Raw genomic sequence first — 17044 nt, 5'->3', positions numbered from 1 at the left:
CGGGAGACCAGGAAGGCGACGACGACGACGCCCGCGAGGAGGAGGACGGCGGCGATGACCGCCGCGGCCAGGGGGTGGAAGAGGGCGAAGGTGACGAGGCCGGCCACTCCGAGGTCCTCGGCCAGGCTCACGAGCATGTTGCTCACGGGCTCGGGGGAGGTGTTGACCGCCATCCGTGTCCCGGCCTTCACCAGGTGGCTGGCCAGTGCCGTGCCGCCGCCGATCAGGCCCGCCGTGATGTCCGACAGCGAGCCGCTCTGCCCGGCGAGCAGCGCGCCGACCCAGGCCCCCGCGACCGGGCGGATCACGGTGTGCGCGGTGTCCCACACCGAGTCCACGTACGGGATCTTGTCGGCGACCGCCTCGCAGACGAACAGCACGCCCGCCGCGATCAGCACCTCGGGCCGCTGCAGGGCGGAGGGGACGTCGTCGCTCAGCCCCGTCGCGCCGAACACGCCGAGCAGCAGCACCACCGCGTACGCGTTGATGCCGCTGGCCCAGCCGCTTGTGAACACCATGGGAAGTACGGACACGGACGCGATCGTAACCAGCGCACGGCCCGGCGTCGTGGGGCCGAGCGCGCAGGACTGAGTATCCGTACCTAGACGGTGAGATGAGTACGCGCGCGGATGGGGCGGGAACCGTGTGAACGGGAGAGTGGAGGCACGGAAAGGGGCCCGGCGCCGGCACCGCCGACACGGGGCGGCGGAACGGCGCGGCCCTCGACCGCTCCTTCCGCCGGCCCCTGTCGGCGGGAGCGAGGCACGGGGGCGGGGGAGTGCGAGAACACGCCGGTGCGGCGTGGCCCGCGGGGGACGTGGCCACGGCGCACCGGCGTTCTCGTCCTCACCCGCCCCCACTCGCCCTCAGGGGCGTCCGCTCACCCGCCCCTGCAGCAGTCTGGACAGTGCCGCGTGCACGTCGTCCAGGGAGCGCTCCGGCTGGAAGGACTTCCAGTCCAGCGCGGCCACCAGCACCATGCCGACCAGCGCCGCCGCGGTCAGCGGCACGTCGATCTCCTCGCTGAACTCGCCGTTCGCCACTCCCTCGCGCAGCACGCCCTCGACGACGGCGACCGCCTCCTGCCGTACCACCATGAGCGTGGACTGCCAGGCCCGGTTGGTGCGCCACAGCTCGGCCACGTACAGCTGCGTGAAGGCCGGGTAGCGGTCGATGAAGACCAGCCCGGCCCGCACCATCGCGTCCAGGGCCTCGACCCGGCTGCCGCCCTCCCGCGCGGTCCGTTCGGCCGCCTCCTTCAGAGAGGCCGTGAGCAGCCCCACCCCGTGCCGCAGCAGCTCCTCGAAGAGGACGGACTTGCTGGCGAAGTTGTAGTAGACCGTGCCCTTGGCGACCCCCGCCCGCTCGGCGATCTCGTCCACGGTGGTGGCGGAGAACCCCTGCTCGGCGATGAGCGTGACGGCCGCCTCGTAGAGCTTCTGCCGGGTGGCCTCGCGGCGGGTGCGGCCGCCCGGCGTGGCGCTGCTGCGTTCCATGGCCCCGATTGTCACAGGTACGGACTCCTCGCAGGGTACGGAAGGGGAGGTCAACGGCGAGATCACAGGCTCAGCTCCGGATGCAGCCGGTTCAGCGTCCACACCTGCCGGCGCCGGGCCGACAGCGCGGTCAGCGCGAGCGCGGCCGCGGTGAAGCCCGTCAGCACCGCGCACGCCGGCCACACCGGGCCGAGGCCACCGCCCGTGATCAGCCTGCGCAGGGCGTCGACGACGTAGCTCATCGGCAGGAAGGGGTGGATCGCGTTGAAGAAGCCCGGGCTGGTCTGCACGGGGTACGTGCCGCCCGCGGACGTCAGCTGGAGCATCAGCAGGGCGAGGACCAGGATCCGGCCCGCCGGACCGAAGCGGGCGTTCAGCCACTGCACGATCGCCGCGAAGCACGCCGCCACCAGGAACAGGAAGGCGATCGTGCCTCCCGCGCGCGTCATCTCCAGGCCGACCGCCCAGTGCAGCACCGCCATCAGGGCCGCCGTCTGCAGCACGCCGACCGCCACCACCGGCAGCCAGCCGGCCAGCGCGATCCGCCAGGAGGAGGCGCCCGCGGCGAGCGCGCGCCGGTTCATCGGCGGGATCAGCATGTACGCCACCATGGCGCCCACCCACAGCGACAGCGGAATGAAGTACGGGGCGAAGCCGGTGCCGTAGTTCGGCGCGTGGTGCAGGTTCCGGGCGGCCAGCTGGACCGGGTCGGCCATGACGCCGGTGCGCCGGTCGCGGTCCTCCTTGTCGTAGTCGGGGATCCGCTCGGCGCCGTCGTGCAGCCCGCCGGCGAGCTTGCCGGAGCCGTCGACCAGCTTGTACATGCCGCCGTTGAGGTCGACGGCGCCCGCCTCGAGCCGGCCGACGCCCTTGTCGAGACCGGTCGCGCCGGTCCCGGCCGTGCCGATCCCGGCGTGCAGCTTCTTCGCGCCCGCGGCGACCTTGCCGGCGCCCTCGTTCAGCTTGTTGATCTTCTTGACGGCGTCGCCGAGGTCCTCGGACAGGTGCGGCGCGCGGTCGGCGAGCGCCTGGGCCTGCTTCTGGAGTGCGGCCAGGTCGGTGTCGAGCTTCTTGAGGGCGCCGCCGTTGTCCGTGACGAGGGCGCTGACGTCGTCGGCGATCCTCGCGACGTCGGCGGCGGCCTCCTCGGCCTGCTTCAGGTCCGCGCAGGCGGCGTCCGGCGGGGCCGGGTCGCCGCAGCGCCGGGCGTGGACGCCGTCCAGGACGGCCGAGGCCGCGTGGGCGTCCTCGGCGGCGTCCGGTGCCCGCTCGACCAGCGCGTCGAGGTTGCGGCGGATCGCCCCGGCCGAGTCGGCGACCAGCTGGGCGGAGTCGCCGATGGTCTTCTCGTTGTCCTTCAGGAACGGGCCCACCGTGCCGTCGATCGCGTTGATCCTGTCGGCCAGCGTCCGCGTACCGTCGGCGACCTGCCGTGAGCCGCTCTCCAGGTCGCTCGCCCCGGTGTTGAGCTTGGTCAGGCCCTTGGACAGCTCGGAGGAGCCCTTCCTGGCCTCGGCCAGGCCGTCGGCGAGGTCCTTGGAGCCCCGCTCGGCCTTGCCGATGCCGCCCTTGAGCCGGTCGGCGCCGTCGGCGGCCTCGGCCGTCCTGCCGTGGATGTCGGAGAACGACACGAAGATCTTGTCCAGGTAGGACCGGGAGGCCTTGGTGGACGCGGCGGTGCGCACCTCGCTGAACACCGTCCGGGAGATCTGCCCGACGATGTAGTTGTTGGCGTCGTTCGTACGGACCTGGAGCGCGCTGGTCTCGGGGGAGTCGCCCGCGCCGGAGGCGATCCGCCGGCTGAAGTCGGCCGGCATGGTCAGCGACAGGTAGTACGTGCCGTCCTCGACGCCCCGGCGGGCCTCGGCGGCGCTCACCTCGTGCCAGTCGAAGACCTTGCTCTTCAGCAGCTCCTCGGTGAGGTCGTCGCCGGCCGTGATCCTGCTGCCGTCGGCGGTGGCGCCCCGGTCGTCGTTCACGAGGGCCACGGGGACGCGGTCGAGGCGGCTGTACGGATCCCAGAAGGACCACAGGTACAGCGCCCCGTACAGCAGCGGCAGCACCAGCAGGGCGACCAGGGCGGCGCGCGGCAGCCGGCCGCGGCCGAAGCGCCTGAGCTCAAGAGCGGCCAGTTTCGGCGAGCGCATCGGCCGCCTCCTTCGCCTGGTCGTGGGGTTCGTCGGTCGTGGGGGTGTCGTCGGCCGGTTCGTCGTCGGCCGTCGACGTGGCGGGGGAGCCGGCGGAGGGCTCGGCGGAAGGCTCGGTGAAGGGTCTGTCGGAGGGTCTGTCGGAGGGCTTGGCGGAGGGTCTGTCGGAGGGCTTGGCGGAGGGCCTGGTGGAGACGGCCACCGCGCCCTCCGGTGCCTCGCTGCACACCGCGAGCACGGTCGTCCCGGACTCGCTGATCGACCTCAACCGCGCCCAGACGGAGGCTCGTTCGGAGTCCGACAGCTTGAAGTCGGTGTCGTCCACGGCGAGCAGCCGCGGCCGGGACATGAGCGCCAGGGCGATCGACAGGCGCAGTTCCTCCGGGCGTTCCAGATCGCGTACGGCGGTGCGGTCGCCCTTGGGCAGGGCCGCGAGGTCGAGGCCGGCGGCGCCGAGCGCCGCGTCGATCAGCCGCTCCGCCTCGGCCCGGCGCTCGGCCCGGGGCCGCAGCAGACCGCGCAGCGAGCCGCCGAACCGGCGCTGGAGCAGCGCCCGTTCGCGCAGGTGCTCGCCGACGGTCAGGGCCGGTTCGAGGTCGGTGACACCGGTGACGTTGGCGAGCGCGGTGACGCGGCGAAGGGCGGACATGCGCCGGGGCGGTTCGAACTCGCCCACGCGGGCCGTCCCCTCCGTGGGCCGCATCCGCCCGGTGAGCGCGAGCAGCAGACACGTACGGCCGGAACCGGACGGGCCCTCCACCGCGATCAGCGCACCGGGCTCCGCGTCGAGACCGATGCCGCGGAACGCCCAGCCACGGGGCCCCCGCAGCCCGAAGTCGCGGGCAGTGACACCGAGGCCGTCTGCCGTGTGGTCGTGCACGGCCTGTCCTCCCCTAATTTTTGTACTGACTGGTCAGTGCAAAAAGTACCCCGCCTCTGCGGTCGAGGCAAAAGGCCAGGTCGGAACGGATTGTCAGTGCCATACCTCACGATGGGTACATACGGCACCCGTGCCGTCATTCCGACGACAGGAGGTTCGTCATGGCCAACTCGTCCGCAGCCGCCGAACGTCGGCGCCGCGCCGCCGGCCCTGCCCCCTCACTGACCGGCCCGGCGAGCGACGTGCACCCCGTCCCGCGCCGGACCACGGCACCGCCCGCCGCCCTCGACCTGCTCGCCCAGGCCCGCGCCGGCCTGGAGGAGGCCACGACCCTGCGGACCCCGAACGAGCGGTACGCGACGGCCCACCTCGCCGCCCTGCGCACCGCCGCCGCCGTGCTCGCCGCGCGGGGGCGCCCGGAGCCCACCCCCCGACGGCGGGCACGCATCAGGAGCGCCTGGGAAGTGCTCCCCGAGATCGCGCCCGAACTCGCCGAGTGGAGCACGCTGTTCGCCGCGGGCGCCGCGCGCCGCGCCCGGGCCGAGGCCGGCATCCGGGGCGCGGCCGGTCACCGCGACGCCGACGACCTGATACGCGACGTGGCGATGTTCATCCGCCTCGTCGAGCGCGTCCTCGTCCTCCAGCCGTCCCTGCCCCAACCCCGCCAGGACACCGGCACGGCGGGCGGGCCGGGCGCCCCTCTGCGCCGGACGGACCCTGGCCCGCACGGGCTGCCGGACGCGGGCTGACAGGTCCACGGGCTGACAGGTCCACGGGGCGCGCCCGTACGGCGGCCGCCGCCACGGCGCGGTCACGCTCGCGGTGACCGCGGAGCGAGCGGCGGACGGGGCGCAGGGGCGTCTGCCTCGCCGGGCCGCGGGCCGCCGCTCCAGCCGGTTCCGCCCGGCCCCGGCAGGGAAGGGACGGGCGGTGCGGACGCGGTGGACGCCGCTCATGCCGGGCGCACCCCCGGTGGAGCCGAGCGGCAGGGCGGACACGGGAGGCAATAGGGTGGAAGACGCCTGAAGCCCTTCCGGTTCCCGCACCTCGGGCCGGGAGGGCAGACCGATCGCTCCGCCGAGCAAGAGGCGGTGCCGCGCCGAGGAGTCAACTGCCGTGTCGGACCCGATGCGCCCCCGCGCCTCTCTCCGTACCGCCGTGGTCTGGGAGGTCCTGCGAGACGCCCTGGACCGCCGGGTCAAGGCCACGGGCCGGGAGTCCCTGGACGTCCTCGACACCGGCGGCGGCAGCGGCAACTTCGCCGTGCCCGTCGCCCGCCTCGGCCACCGGGTCACCGTCGTCGACCCCAGTCCCAACGCCCTGTTCGCGCTGGAGCGCCGCGCCGCCGAGGCCGACGTGGCCGACCGCGTGCGGGGGGTGCAGGGCGACGTCCACGGCCTCTTCGACGTGGCCGAGCGCGGCGGCTACGACGTCGTGCTGTGCCACGGCGTCCTGGAGTACGTCGACGACCCCGCCGAGGGCGTGCGCAACGCGGTCGCCGCCCTGCGCGCCGAGGGCGTCCTCAGCCTGCTCGCCGCCGGGCTCGGCGGCGCCGTGCTGGCCCGCGCCCTGGCCGGCCACTTCAAGGAGGCCAGGCAGGCGCTCGACGACCCCCACGGACGCTGGGGCGAGGGCGACCCGGTGCCGCGCCGCTTCACCGCCGAGCAGCTCACCGCCCTCGTGGAGGGCGCGGGGCTGGCCGTCGGCTCGGTGCACGGCGTGCGGGTCTTCGCCGACCTGGTGCCCGGCGTGCTCGTGGACACCGAACCCGGAGCGCTGGACGCCCTGCTGAAACTGGAGGAGGCGGCGGCCGAGCTGCCCGCGTTCCACTCGGTGGCCACGCAGCTGCACGTGCTCGGCGAGACCCGGGACGACACCGGGGCCTGAGCCGCGGCCCCGCGAGCGGACCCCCGGTCGCCGTCCCGCCGGGCATGGAGTGCGCCACAGGCCCCCCGGCCGACGACTTCGCGCCGTATGATCGAGGGGGACCGCTCGGCATGACGGCCCGGTCGCCGGGGAATGGAAGCCTCAGCGAGCCGGGTCCGGCACGTGGCGGGTTCCGGTTGGTCAATTGGCGCAGAGGGGCGGGTTTCACGGGGGCGATTCCCTGCCTATCCTGAAGGGACCCCCCGGGTCGCCCCCGGCGACTGCACAATGAGGAGGACTCCGTGCCGCTCTCGGAGCACGAGCAGCGCATGCTCGAGCAGATGGAGCGAGCGCTGTACGCAGAAGATCCCAAGTTCGCGTCGGCGCTCGAGGGAAGCGGGCTGCGTACGTACACCCGGCGGCGGGTCTACCAGGCGGTCGTGGGCTTCCTCGTGGGTATCGCGCTCCTCATGGCAGGAATGGTCGCCCAGCAGATCTGGGTCAGCGTGGTGGGCTTCCTGGTCATGCTGGGCTGCGCCGTGCTGGCCGTGACCGGCTGGCGCAAGGCCCCCAAGCCGGGCGAGCAGGCCGTCGGCGGCCCGCACGCCCACCGCCAGGCCCGGCCGAAGCGCTCCATGATGGACCGCATCGAGCAGCGCTGGCAGCGCCGCCGCGACGAGCAGGGCCGCTAACCCGCCGATCACCCTTGATCGTGGTGAGGGGGTGACCACCGACGGTGGTCACCCCCTCACGCGCGCCCGGAAAACCTCTCCCGCGCCTCTCCGGCTGCCTCAGCCCCGCTGCCCCGACGGCCCCCGCAGGGTCGGCCGGGCGGCGGCGAGGCGGGAGCGGATCCGGGAGCGGAACGCGGTCCACCGGGCCGAGGCCGACCAGACCAGGCGCACGGTCGAGCGGGGGACGAGCACGGCCCGCAGCCGGGTGCCGCGGGAGGCCGCGCCCCGCAGGGCCCCGGTGACCTGACGGACATCCTCGGCGAGCCCCGCCACCGGGCGCGGGCGCGGCGCGTAGAGGACCTGCTCCACGGCGTCCGCCAGACGGTGCACCGAGGCCGCGGCCGCCGGGTCCAGGCGTCCGAGGCGCACGATCCGGTCGGCGGCCCTGCGCGGAGTCCGCGACTCGTCCGGCGGGATCCCGAAGTCCCAGGCCGTGTCCGTCAGTTCCTGCCAGACCCCCAGGACGTGCGGCGCCGCATCCGCCTCGCCGTGCCCGTGCGCGCCCAGCCGGACGGAGCGCATCCGCCTGCGCAGCAGCAGCGGTGACAGCGGCAGGACGACGACCACCAGGCCGCCGAGCGCCCACCCCAGGACCGCGTACCACTGCGGTCCGCCGCCGTCGGAGGGCGGCACGGCCTGCGCGGACGGGCCCCCGCACTCCTGCAGCCGCCGCAGCTCCGGCGGGCAGCTCTGGCGCGCCGAGGGCGCGGCGGAGGGCGCCGCGCCCGTGTCCTGGGACGGCACCGCGGGGTCCTGCGGGCTGGTGTCCGGCGTCTCCGGCCGGCTGTACGACGGCACGGTGCCGCGCGTCGGAGTCGGCTCGAAGCGGGTCCAGCCGACGCCCTCGAAGTACAGCTCGGGCCAGGCGTGCGCGTCCTTCAGGCCCACCGCCACCGTGCCGTCGCCCTGCGGGGAGCCGGGCGCGAAGCCCACCGCCACCCGGGCCGGTATGTCCAGCGTGCGGGCCATCGCGGCCATCGCGAAGGAGAAGTGCATGCAGAAGCCCTGCTTGTCCTTCAGGAACCGCGAGACGGCCTGCGGTCCGCTGCCCGTGTTGACCTGGGTGTCGTACTGGAAGCCGCCGTCGACGGCGAACCAGTCCTGCAGCTTGACGGCCTGCTCGTAGTGGTTCGAGGCGCCCCCGGTGACCCGGCGCGCGGTCCTCGCGACGTCCGCCGGCAGCGATTTGGGCACCTTGGTGTACTCGCGCTTCAGGGACGGCGACGGATCCGGCGCGGTCGCGAGCTGCTCCGCCGTCGGCCGCACCTGAAGGCTCTTCACCTGGTAGGTCAGCCCGCGGGTGTTCTGCTCGTGGTCGCCGACCAGGGTCATGCCCACCGGTTCGTAGCGCCAACTGCCCTTGATGCGCACACCGCTCGGCGGGTACGGCATCGGCAGCCAGTCCTGGGTGTAGTCGTCGGCCGTCGCGATGGTCGTGGTGATCTGCCTGCGCTTGACGTCGTCGTCCAGGCCGGCCGGGGCGGGGAACGGGTCGGGCACGCCGACGATGTGCCGCTGGGACGGCTTCCAGGTGGTGCCGTCGAAGTCGTCCAGGGACACGATCCGCACGTACAGGTCCGAGAGGTCGGACGTGTCCGTGCGCAGGCTCATGACCGTGCGGTCCTCGTTGGCGTTCAGGCTGTCGCGCAGCGACACCAGTGGGTTCACCGCGGAGATCGTGCCGCCGTTGCCGCCCCGCGCGCCGACTCCGGTGCCGGTGGCGCCCAGCAGTCCGCCCTGCATGGCCGGCAGGGCGAGCGGCACGGCCAGGGCGATGCCCAGGGCGAGCGCGCCGATCCGGCGCCCGGTGCGCACCGGCACGGTCGCGCCGGCTTCCCGGCCCCCCGGGTGCGGCGCCCCGGCGAACACCCGTCCCCACTGAGCGATCCGGTCCCGGCCCTCGGTCAGCAGCAGCGTCAGGTACCCGGCGGCGGCGACCAGGAACCACAGCCAGTCGGCGCCGCCCTCGGACAGACCCGCGGCCACGGAGTACAGGGCGAGCAGCGGCAGCCCCGCGGGGGCCGCGCTGCGGAACGTCACCGCGAGGGTGTCCACGATCAGCCCGATCAGCAGTACGCCGCCGACGAGCATCAGCCGGATGCCGCCGGTCAGCGGTGCCGGGCTGGCGTACTGGCCGACGTCGTCCGCGCCCTGCCGCAGCAGCTCGGCCAGGTGACGGAAGGCCTCCGGGCCGGGGACCAGCCCGGCGAAGGCCTGCGCCCGGGCGAAGACCAGGGTCAGCAGCACCAGCGTGACCAGGGCCTGCGCCGCCACGGTCAGCGGCCGCGCCAGCGGTACCCGCCGGGCCGCCGCGCCGGCGCCCGACTGCACCGCCAGCATCAGCGCGACCTGCACGATCCACGTCGCGGACGAAACCAGCGGCAGCAGCGCGCACGCCGTCATCAACGTGGCCGCCGCGGCACACAACGCCAACCGCGCCCGCCCGCTCATATCCGCCCCTCCCGCTCATCCGTGCGGCTCACGCCCACCGGATCCCTGCCGTGCCGCCCCCGCCACTCGCGCGGGACGCCCCGTCCCGCCCCTGCCGACCGCCCACCCGTTCCGTGGCCTCGCGCGGGATGTGCGTGCGGGGCGGTCCGGTCCGTCGTGCCGTGCGGGCCCTTGCCGGTCGGCCGCCCGCCCGGTTCGTGGTGCCGCTCATGGCTTTCCTGCGGGGCGCCCCTTCCCCGTGGGTGGCGGCCGGGCCGGTCACGCCACTCACCCGGGACGGCCCGGACCCCCGTGGCGTTCATGACCATCCCCCGCCCAGGCCCGTGCCGCCGGCCGCGCCGATGGCCGTGCGTTCGTGGTCCGCCCGGCGCCACACCTCGTCCAGTGCCGCGCCCCGGGGCACGCCGACGGCCGTCCAGCCGGCCTCGCGCAGGAGACGCAGGCTTTCCTCGGCAGGGTCGGACGGGACGGAGGCGTCGGCCGGTTCGCGCGACCAGGTCTCGCCGGACAGGACGAAGGCGACCGCCGCGCCGCTGCGCCGGCACATCTTGGCGGCCACCGCGGCCTGGACCTCGTCCAGGTCGCCGAGGAAGGCGACCAGCAGCCCCTCCTTGCCGCCGCGCAGCACGTCGTAGGCGCGGGACAGGCCCGCCCCGTCCGAGTGGTCGATCACGGCGAGGGCGTCCATCATCAGTCCGGCCGCGTCCGCCGACTCCTGGCCGGTGCCCGCGAAACCGTCGGAGGCCTCGCCGGGCACCAGGCTGCCGGTGTCGGTCAGCAGCCGGACCGAGAAGCCCCGCTCCAGCATGTGCACCAGGACGGAGGCCGCGCCGGACACCGCCCACTCGAAGGCCGAGCCGGGGCCGGCGCCCCGGTAGGCGAGCTCCCGGGTGTCGAGCAGCACCGTGCAGCGCGCGCGCTGCGGCTGCTCCTCGCGGCGCACCATCAGCTCGCCGTAGCGCGCGGTGGAGCGCCAGTGCACGCGGCGCAGGTCGTCGCCGTGGCGGTACCCGCGCGGGATGACGTCGTCCTCGCCGGCCAGCGCCAGCGAGCGCTGCCGCCCGTCGCCGTACCCCTTGGCCTCGCCGCTCAGCCGCACCGGCGCCAGCGGCTCCACGCGCGGCACGACGGTGAGGGTGTCGTACGCCGAGAAGGACCGGGTCAGTTCGCACATCCCGAACGGATCGGTCAGGCGCAGCTGCAGCGGACCCAGCGGATAGCGGCCCCGCAGATCGGAGCGGACCCGGTAGGACACCTCGCGGCGCCCGCCCGGCTCGACCCGGTCGAGCACGAAACGGGGCCGCGGCCCGAGCACGTACGGCACCCGGTCCTGGAGCATCAGCAGGCCCGTGGGCAGCCGGGAGACGTTGTCCACGCGCAGGTGCACACGGGCCTCGCTGCCGGCGGACACGCGCGCGGGGGAGAGCCGGCGGCTGCCGGCCACCCGGTAGCGCGTGCGGTGCAGCACGGTCGCGCAGACCAGCGGCAGGGCGGCGAGCAGCAGCCCGACCCGCAGCAGGTCGGGCTGGCCGAGAACGTAGGCGCAGAGGGCGGCGGCGATCCCGGCGGCCAGGAAGGAACGCCCCCGGGTGGTCAGGCCGCCCAGCGCGACACGCACGCCGCCCCGCTCCCCCCGGTCGTCCTCCGCGTGCGCGGCCCCCGCGTGGGTCATCACAGCCTCCGCGGCGTCTGCCGGCCGTACGCCGGCGTGCCGCGGCCCAGGCCGAAGCCGTCGGCCTGCCGGGGCCCCGCGGGCACCGGGGTGTGCTGCAGGATGTCCTGGACGACCTGCTCGGCGGTGCGGCGGTTGAGCTGGGCCTGGGCGGTGGGCAGCAGCCGGTGGGCCAGCACGGCCACGGCGAGCGCCTGTACGTCGTCCGGCAGCGCGTACTCCCGGCCGTTCAGGGCTGCGGACGCCTTCGCCGCGCGCAGCAGGTGCAGCGTCGCGCGCGGCGAGGCGCCGAGTCTGAGGTCCGGGTGGGTGCGGGTGGCGGCGACCAGGTCCACCGCGTACCGCCGCACCGGCTCGGCGACGTGCACGCCGCGCACCGTCTCGATCAGCTTGGTGATCTCGTGCGCGTGCGCGACCGGCTGGAGGCCGTCCAGGGGGTTCACCCCGCCGTGCACGTCCAGCATCTGCAACTCGGCGTCCGGGCTCGGGTAGCCGATGGACACCCGGGCCATGAAGCGGTCGCGCTGGGCCTCGGGCAGCGGGTAGGTGCCCTCCATCTCGACCGGGTTCTGCGTGGCCACCACCATGAACGGAGCGGGCAGTTCGTAGGTCTGCCCGTCGATGGTGACCTGACGCTCCTCCATGGACTCGAGCAGCGCCGACTGGGTCTTGGGCGAGGCACGGTTGATCTCGTCGCCGATCACGATCTGCGCGAAGATGGCGCCCGGCTTGAACTCGAAGTCCCGGCGCTGCTGGTCCCAGATGGACACGCCGGTGATGTCCGACGGCAGCAGGTCGGGCGTGAACTGGATGCGCCGCACCGAACAGTCGATGGACCGTGCCAGCGCCTTGGCGAGCATCGTCTTGCCCACCCCGGGAACGTCCTCGATCAGAAGATGCCCCTCGGCGAGCAGTACGGTCAGTGCAAGCTGTACGACCTCGGGCTTGCCCTCGATCACCGCCTCCACCGAACCGCGGATCCGCTCCACGGTGGAGGTCAGATCATCCCCCGCTCTCGGCTCCGCCCGAGCGGGGGCGCCCCCATGGCTCGCTCGCTCGTCATAGGTCGTCACCCAGTCCTCCTCGGCCCTTCCCCAAGCCCTCTGCCGAGCAGGGGATACCCCAACTTTCCGGGCCGACGCTCCGCTGCGTGGCCCGGCCCACCCCGAATCGCGGCCATCACGTGGAAAGGCTCCGCGTGCGGCCACACCCCGCAATCTTGCCGTCGTTACCGATTCGTGTCACTCGCCTGTGGACAACTGGCCGCGACAAGTAGGATCTTGCGACCTTTCGCTGGTGACAGCGGCATGATGCGCACCGAATGTCCGGCGCGCCGTGGGGGTCAGGCGGGGTCGATCTCGCGCAGCAGGCCCGTTCTGACGTCGAAGACGAAACCGCGTACGTCGTCGGTGTGCGGCAGGAACGGCGAGGTGCGCACGCGCTGCATCGACTGCCGTACGTCCTGGTCGACGTCCCGGAAGGCCTCCACGGCCCAGGCCGGGCGCTGTCCGACCTCCATCTCCAGGTCGTGCCGGAATTCCTCGGTGATGGACTCCAGGCCGCAGTTGGTGTGGTGGATGAGCACGACGCTGCGGGTGCCGAGGGCGCGCTGGCTGATGGTCAACGAGCGGATGACGTCGTCGGTGACCACGCCGCCCGCGTTGCGGATGGTGTGGCAGTCGCCGAGCTCCAGGCCGAGTGCGGCGTGCAGGTCGAGACGGGCGTCCATGCAGGCCACGACCGCGACGCGGAGTACGGGCCGGGCGTCCATTCCCGGGTCGGTGAACGCGGCGGCATAGTGCTGGTTGGCCTCCGTGAGGCGGTCGGTGACGGTGCCTGCTGTTATGGCGCTCTCGGATTCGGCTGGAACTGATGCGGATGTCGTCATACTCATGACGTTACTGGCCGTGCCCGCTCCGGTCCTGTTATGAGAGTGGACAAAGAACCTCATCGTGGCTTGTTGTGAGCGACCCCACACAGACGGCAAATCCTGTCCGTACGGGTGAATCTTTTCGAATTCCGTTGTCATCGGCACTCCGTGGGGCGACGCGCAGGCCGGTTGATTGACCGCGAGACGGGGTGGACTAAAGTGACGCGAAGCGGGAGACGTGGCTCTCCCTGCTGGACTGCATTTCCCCGAGGCCCCGGCCTGAGCACCGGCGGTCTGACACGTGCGCGGCGCGTACGTACGGCTCGGCCCCCTTCCGCTTCCGGCCGGCCGACGCTTCCGGCGCCGGCAGGCTTCCCGTACCTGAGCGGCGGGGGACCCGGCGGTGCGTGCGGGACGCGCCGGACCTGAGAGGGCCCCGAAAAATGAATGGGCGCGAAGCGCTTCCGCAGAAGGGCGGCGGCGGGCGACGGGAGGGTGACAGCCGACACGTTCCCGTGATGCTCCAGCGGTGCCTGGACCTGCTGGCGCCCGCCCTCCAGGGGCCGGAAGCGGTGGTGGTCGACTGCACCCTCGGCCTCGGAGGGCACAGCGAGGCGCTGCTCACCCGCTTCCCCGGAGTACGGCTCGTGGCCCTGGACCGGGACAAGGAGGCGCTGCGGCTGTCCGGCGAGCGGCTGGCCCGCTTCGGCGAGCGGGCCACCCTGGTGCACGCCGTCTACGACGAGCTGCCCGCCGTGCTCGACCGGCTGGGCATCGCGCGCGTGCAGGGCGTCCTGTTCGACCTCGGGGTCTCCTCCATGCAACTCGACGAGGCCGAGCGCGGCTTCGCCTATGCCCAGGACGCGCCTCTGGACATGCGCATGGACCAGAGCACCGGCATCAGTGCCGCCGAGGTCCTCAACACCTACCCGGCCGGTGAACTGGTGCGCATCCTGCGGGCGTACGGCGAGGAGAAGCAGGCCAAGCGGATCGTGGCCGCGATCGTGCGCGGGCGCGAGAAGGAGCCGTTCACCAACAGCGCGCGGCTGGTGGAGCTCATCCGTGACGCGCTGCCGCAGGCCGCCAAGCGCACCGGCGGCAACCCGGCCAAGCGCACGTTCCAGGCGCTGCGCATCGAGGTCAACGGCGAACTCGCCGTGCTCGAGCGGGCGATCCCGGCCGCGGTGAAGGCGCTGGACGTCGGCGGGCGGATCGCCGTGCTGTCATACCACTCCCTCGAAGACCGTCTCGTCAAGCAGGTGTTGGCGACCGGCGCCGCGTCGAGTGCGCCCCCCGGGCTCCCGGTCGTGCCCGAGCGCTACCAGCCCCGGCTCAAGCTGCTCACGCGCGGTGCCGAACTTCCCACCGAGGAGGAGATCGCCGAGAACCGGCGGGCGGCACCGGCCCGGCTGCGCGGCGCCGAGCGCATCAGGCAGGACGTCGAGTGAGGCAGGGGGACAGTTGAGCAGGAAACCCGAACTGAGGGGGCGTGCCGCCCGGCTCGCCCGGATCTTCCCGGTGAACCGCGGCCAGGCCGCCCGCACGCCCTTCGTCCTCCTCGTCGTGCTCCTGCTCGGCGGGGGCCTCATCGGGCTGCTGATGCTGAACTCCGCGCTCAGCGAAGGCGCGTTCCAGCGGGAGGACCTGCGGAGGGACACCAAGAACCTCACCGACGAGGAACAGGCCCTGCAGCAGGACATCGACGCCTACTCCGCCCCGGACGCCCTCCAGCGCCGTGCGCGTGAACTCGGCATGGTCCCCGGCGGCGACCCCGCCTTCCTGGCCCCCGACGGCACGGTGAAGGGCGCCCCCTCGGCCGCCCCCGAGCCGTCCCCCTACACCGACGTACCGGCAGTGCTGCTCCCGCCCGAGCTCCTCACGGCCACGCCGTACCCCACGCCCGGTACCCCCACGGAAACCGCACCGCCCACCGCGACCACGCTCCAGCCCTCAACGCCCCCGACCCCCGGCAGGTGACGGAAGTGTCCGACAGGCAGGCTCCGCGTCGTCGTGTGCCCGGCCCCGCCGGGGCTGCCCGGGCGGGTGGTCGGCCGCGGGGTGGGGGAGGAGGCCGGGAGGCCCGGCGGCCGGTGGCCGGTCGGCCGGCCGCCGCCGGACGGATTCGGCTCGGCAGTCCTCGGCCGCGGTTGCGGCTGGTCGGGTTCGCGCTGACCCTGGTGCTGCTCGTCTTCACCGTGCGGCTGCTGCAGGTGCAGGCCGTCGACGCGAGCGCGTACGCCGCCAAGGCCGGCGAGCACCGGTACGTCGTGCACACCCTGGCCGCCGAGCGGGGCGGCATCACCGACCGCAACGGGGTCGCGCTGGCGGCCAGTGTGGACGCCGACGACATCACCGCCGACCCCACGATGTTCACCCGGGACCAGTTGAAGATCGGCGACGGGCCCGAGCAGGCGGCGGCCCTCCTCGCCCCGATCCTCGGCCAGGACCAGGCCGCGGTCGCCAAGAAGCTCCGCACCCCGAACACCCGGTACGTGCTGCTCGCCCGCCGCCAGAGCCCGCAGGTCTGGAAGCAGATCAAGGACCTGAAGACCGCGCTCGCGAAGAAGGCGCAGGCGGACAGGACCAAGAAGACCGTCAATGTCCTGGCCGGTGTCTTCTCCGACCCCAGCAGCAAGCGTGTGTACCCCAACGGCGACCTCGCCGCCGGGCTGCTGGGCTGGGTCAACGCCGAGGACAAGGGCGGCGGCGGCCTCGAGCAGCAGCTGAACGAGCAGCTGGCCGGCAAGCCGGGCAAGACCCGCTACGCCCAGTCCGGCGGCCGCGAGGTGCCCACCGCCGGCTCCACCGAGACGCCCGCGGTGCCCGGCTCCGACGTGGAGCTCACCATCGACCGCGACATCCAGTGGGCCGCCCAGAACGCCATCACCGAGCAGGTGAGGAAGTCCGGGGCGGACCGCGGCTACGTCATCGTGCAGGACACCCGCACCGGCGAGATCCTCGCCATGGCCAACTCGCCCGGCTTCGACCCGGGCGACCTGTCCCACGCCGACCCCGCCGCCCTCGGCAACGCCGCCGTCCAGGACGCCTTCGAGCCCGGCTCCACCGCCAAGGTCGTGTCCATGGCCGCCGTGCTGGAGGAGAACGCGGCCACACCGCTCACCCACGTCGTCGTGCCCAACCGGCTGCACCGCGGCGACCGGCTCTTCCAGGACGACGTCGACCACGAGACCTGGTACCTCACGCTGAACGGCGTGCTCGCCAAGTCCAGCAACATCGGCACCATCCTGGCCACCGGCCAGCTCGGGAAGACCCAGCAGGAGGCCAACAAGGTCCTCCACTCCTATCTGCGCAAGTTCGGCATCGGCGAGCCGACCGGTCTCGGCTTCCCCGGCGAGACCAGGGGCATCCTCGCCCCGGCCGACAAGTGGTCCACCTCGCAGCAGTACACGATCCCTTTCGGCCAGGGCGTCTCCATCAACGCCCTGCAGGCCGCGTCCGTCTACTCGACCATCGCCAACGGCGGGGTCCGGGTCCGGCCGACCCTGGTGCGCGGCACCAAGGACGCCGACGGCCGCTTCACGCCCGCCCCCGAGCCCGCGAAGACGCGGGTCGTGAGCGAGAAGACGGCCAAGGAGCTCGCGCAGATGCTGGAGTCCGTGGTGGACGACGAGCAGGGCACCGGCGTCAAGGCGCGCATCCCCGGCTACCGCGTCGCGGGCAAGACCGGTACGGCCAACCGTGTGGATCCGGACACCGGCAGATACCGCGGCTACACCTCCTCCTTCGCCGGGTTCGCCCCCGCCGACAACCCCCGTGTCACCGTCTACTGCGCGATCCAGAACGCCACCACGGGCAGCTACTTCGGCGGCCAGATCTGCGGCCCGATCTACAAGCAGGTCATGGCGTTCGCGCTGAAGACGCTCCAGGTGCCGCCGACCGGGGCCAGGCCCGCGAACCTGCCCGTCGG

General features: G+C 73.5%; 14 protein-coding genes. 6 read left to right on the top strand and 8 right to left on the bottom strand.

All coding sequences use genetic code 11. The features are described from left to right. From RH94_RS36425 to RH94_RS36410, 4 genes are all read right to left on the bottom strand, one after another. Window positions 1-533 (bottom strand): DUF4126 domain-containing protein (locus RH94_RS36425; protein WP_234426288.1); only part of this gene is annotated, 533 nt, incomplete at its 3' end. A 333-nt stretch (window positions 534-866) separates the two neighbouring features. Then, the gene (locus tag RH94_RS36420) at window positions 867-1496 is read right to left on the bottom strand and encodes a TetR/AcrR family transcriptional regulator (protein ID WP_073952556.1); all 630 of its coding nucleotides are present in this window, start codon (window positions 1494-1496) and stop codon (window positions 867-869) included. 62 nt (window positions 1497-1558) lie between these two features. Then, complete coding sequence (locus tag RH94_RS36415) at window positions 1559-3643, bottom strand: YhgE/Pip domain-containing protein (protein ID WP_073952555.1); 2085 nt, start codon at window positions 3641-3643, stop codon at window positions 1559-1561. Next, window positions 3615-4523 (bottom strand): ATP-binding cassette domain-containing protein, encoded by a 909-nt coding sequence (locus RH94_RS36410; protein WP_234426287.1) that lies wholly within the window; start codon window positions 4521-4523, stop codon window positions 3615-3617. The genes RH94_RS36415 and RH94_RS36410 overlap by 29 nt, the downstream gene beginning before the upstream one ends. Window positions 4524-4684: 161 nt before the next feature. On the opposite strand from RH94_RS36410, the gene RH94_RS36405 reads away from it, so the two are divergent. The 3 genes from RH94_RS36405 (at window position 4685) to RH94_RS36395 (ending at window position 7081) form a co-directional block, all read left to right on the top strand. Beyond that, window positions 4685-5272 carry an SAV_6107 family HEPN domain-containing protein gene (locus RH94_RS36405; RefSeq protein ID WP_073952553.1) on the top strand — a complete coding sequence of 196 codons (588 nt, stop codon included), beginning with the start codon at window positions 4685-4687 and terminating at the stop codon, window positions 5270-5272. A 367-nt stretch (window positions 5273-5639) separates the two neighbouring features. Next, window positions 5640-6410 carry a methyltransferase gene (locus tag RH94_RS36400; RefSeq protein ID WP_073952552.1) on the top strand — a complete coding sequence of 257 codons (771 nt, stop codon included), beginning with the start codon at window positions 5640-5642 and terminating at the stop codon, window positions 6408-6410. 281 nt (window positions 6411-6691) lie between these two features. Continuing rightward, complete coding sequence (locus tag RH94_RS36395) at window positions 6692-7081, top strand: DUF3040 domain-containing protein (protein WP_073952551.1); 390 nt, start codon at window positions 6692-6694, stop codon at window positions 7079-7081. Window positions 7082-7180: 99 nt separating this feature from the next. Here the strand turns inward: RH94_RS36395 and RH94_RS36390 are convergent, their stop codons facing one another. The 4 genes from RH94_RS36390 to RH94_RS36375 all read right to left on the bottom strand — a co-directional run bounded on the left by RH94_RS36390 (window position 7181) and on the right by RH94_RS36375 (window position 13197). Next, window positions 7181-9574 (bottom strand): transglutaminase TgpA family protein, encoded by a 2394-nt coding sequence (locus RH94_RS36390; protein ID WP_073952550.1) that lies wholly within the window; start codon window positions 9572-9574, stop codon window positions 7181-7183. Between the two features lie 298 nt (window positions 9575-9872). Next, on the bottom strand, window positions 9873-11246 hold the full coding sequence (locus tag RH94_RS36385) for a DUF58 domain-containing protein (RefSeq protein WP_073952549.1): 1374 nt from the start codon (window positions 11244-11246) through the stop codon (window positions 9873-9875). Next, window positions 11246-12319 (bottom strand): AAA family ATPase, encoded by a 1074-nt coding sequence (locus RH94_RS36380; protein ID WP_073952548.1) that lies wholly within the window; start codon window positions 12317-12319, stop codon window positions 11246-11248. Before RH94_RS36380 ends, RH94_RS36385 begins: the two co-directional genes overlap by 1 nt. Window positions 12320-12588: 269 nt before the next feature. Then, the gene (locus RH94_RS36375) at window positions 12589-13197 is read right to left on the bottom strand and encodes a beta-class carbonic anhydrase (protein ID WP_073952547.1); all 609 of its coding nucleotides are present in this window, start codon (window positions 13195-13197) and stop codon (window positions 12589-12591) included. A 362-nt stretch (window positions 13198-13559) separates the two neighbouring features. Here RH94_RS36375 and rsmH point away from each other — a divergent pair, with 362 nt between their 5' ends. The 3 genes from rsmH to RH94_RS36360 all read left to right on the top strand — a co-directional run. Beyond that, on the top strand, window positions 13560-14564 hold the full coding sequence (gene rsmH / locus RH94_RS36370) for a 16S rRNA (cytosine(1402)-N(4))-methyltransferase RsmH (protein WP_073952546.1): 1005 nt from the start codon (window positions 13560-13562) through the stop codon (window positions 14562-14564). A 13-nt stretch (window positions 14565-14577) separates the two neighbouring features. After that, the gene (locus RH94_RS36365; RefSeq protein ID WP_073952545.1) at window positions 14578-15093 is read left to right on the top strand and encodes a septum formation initiator family protein; all 516 of its coding nucleotides are present in this window, start codon (window positions 14578-14580) and stop codon (window positions 15091-15093) included. Between the two features lie 5 nt (window positions 15094-15098). Continuing rightward, a partial coding sequence (locus tag RH94_RS36360) for a peptidoglycan D,D-transpeptidase FtsI family protein (protein WP_073952648.1) occupies window positions 15099-17044 on the top strand: 1946 nt, incomplete at its 3' end.

Origin of the sequence: Streptomyces kebangsaanensis (assembly GCF_001906585.1) — a bacterium.
GTDB classification, from domain to species: domain Bacteria; phylum Actinomycetota; class Actinomycetes; order Streptomycetales; family Streptomycetaceae; genus Streptomyces; species Streptomyces kebangsaanensis.
Note: the sequence above shows the minus strand (reverse complement) of the source record. Positions and strands in the feature narration are given on the sequence as shown.

What these genes read in the sequence shown, in the direction of transcription:
- rsmH (WP_073952546.1), top strand. Translation starts at nt 13,560, where the DNA reads ATGAATGGGCGCGAAGCGCTTCCGCAGAAGGGCGGCGGCGGGCGACGG.
- RH94_RS36415 (WP_073952555.1), bottom strand. Translation starts at nt 3,643, where the DNA reads ATGCGCTCGCCGAAACTGGCCGCTCTTGAGCTCAGGCGCTTCGGCCGC.
- RH94_RS36385 (WP_073952549.1), bottom strand. Translation starts at nt 11,246, where the DNA reads ATGACCCACGCGGGGGCCGCGCACGCGGAGGACGACCGGGGGGAGCGG.
- RH94_RS36375 (WP_073952547.1), bottom strand. Translation starts at nt 13,197, where the DNA reads ATGAGGTTCTTTGTCCACTCTCATAACAGGACCGGAGCGGGCACGGCC.
- RH94_RS36405 (WP_073952553.1), top strand. Translation starts at nt 4,685, where the DNA reads ATGGCCAACTCGTCCGCAGCCGCCGAACGTCGGCGCCGCGCCGCCGGC.
- RH94_RS36390 (WP_073952550.1), bottom strand. Translation starts at nt 9,574, where the DNA reads ATGAGCGGGCGGGCGCGGTTGGCGTTGTGTGCCGCGGCGGCCACGTTG.
- RH94_RS36420 (WP_073952556.1), bottom strand. Translation starts at nt 1,496, where the DNA reads ATGGAACGCAGCAGCGCCACGCCGGGCGGCCGCACCCGCCGCGAGGCC.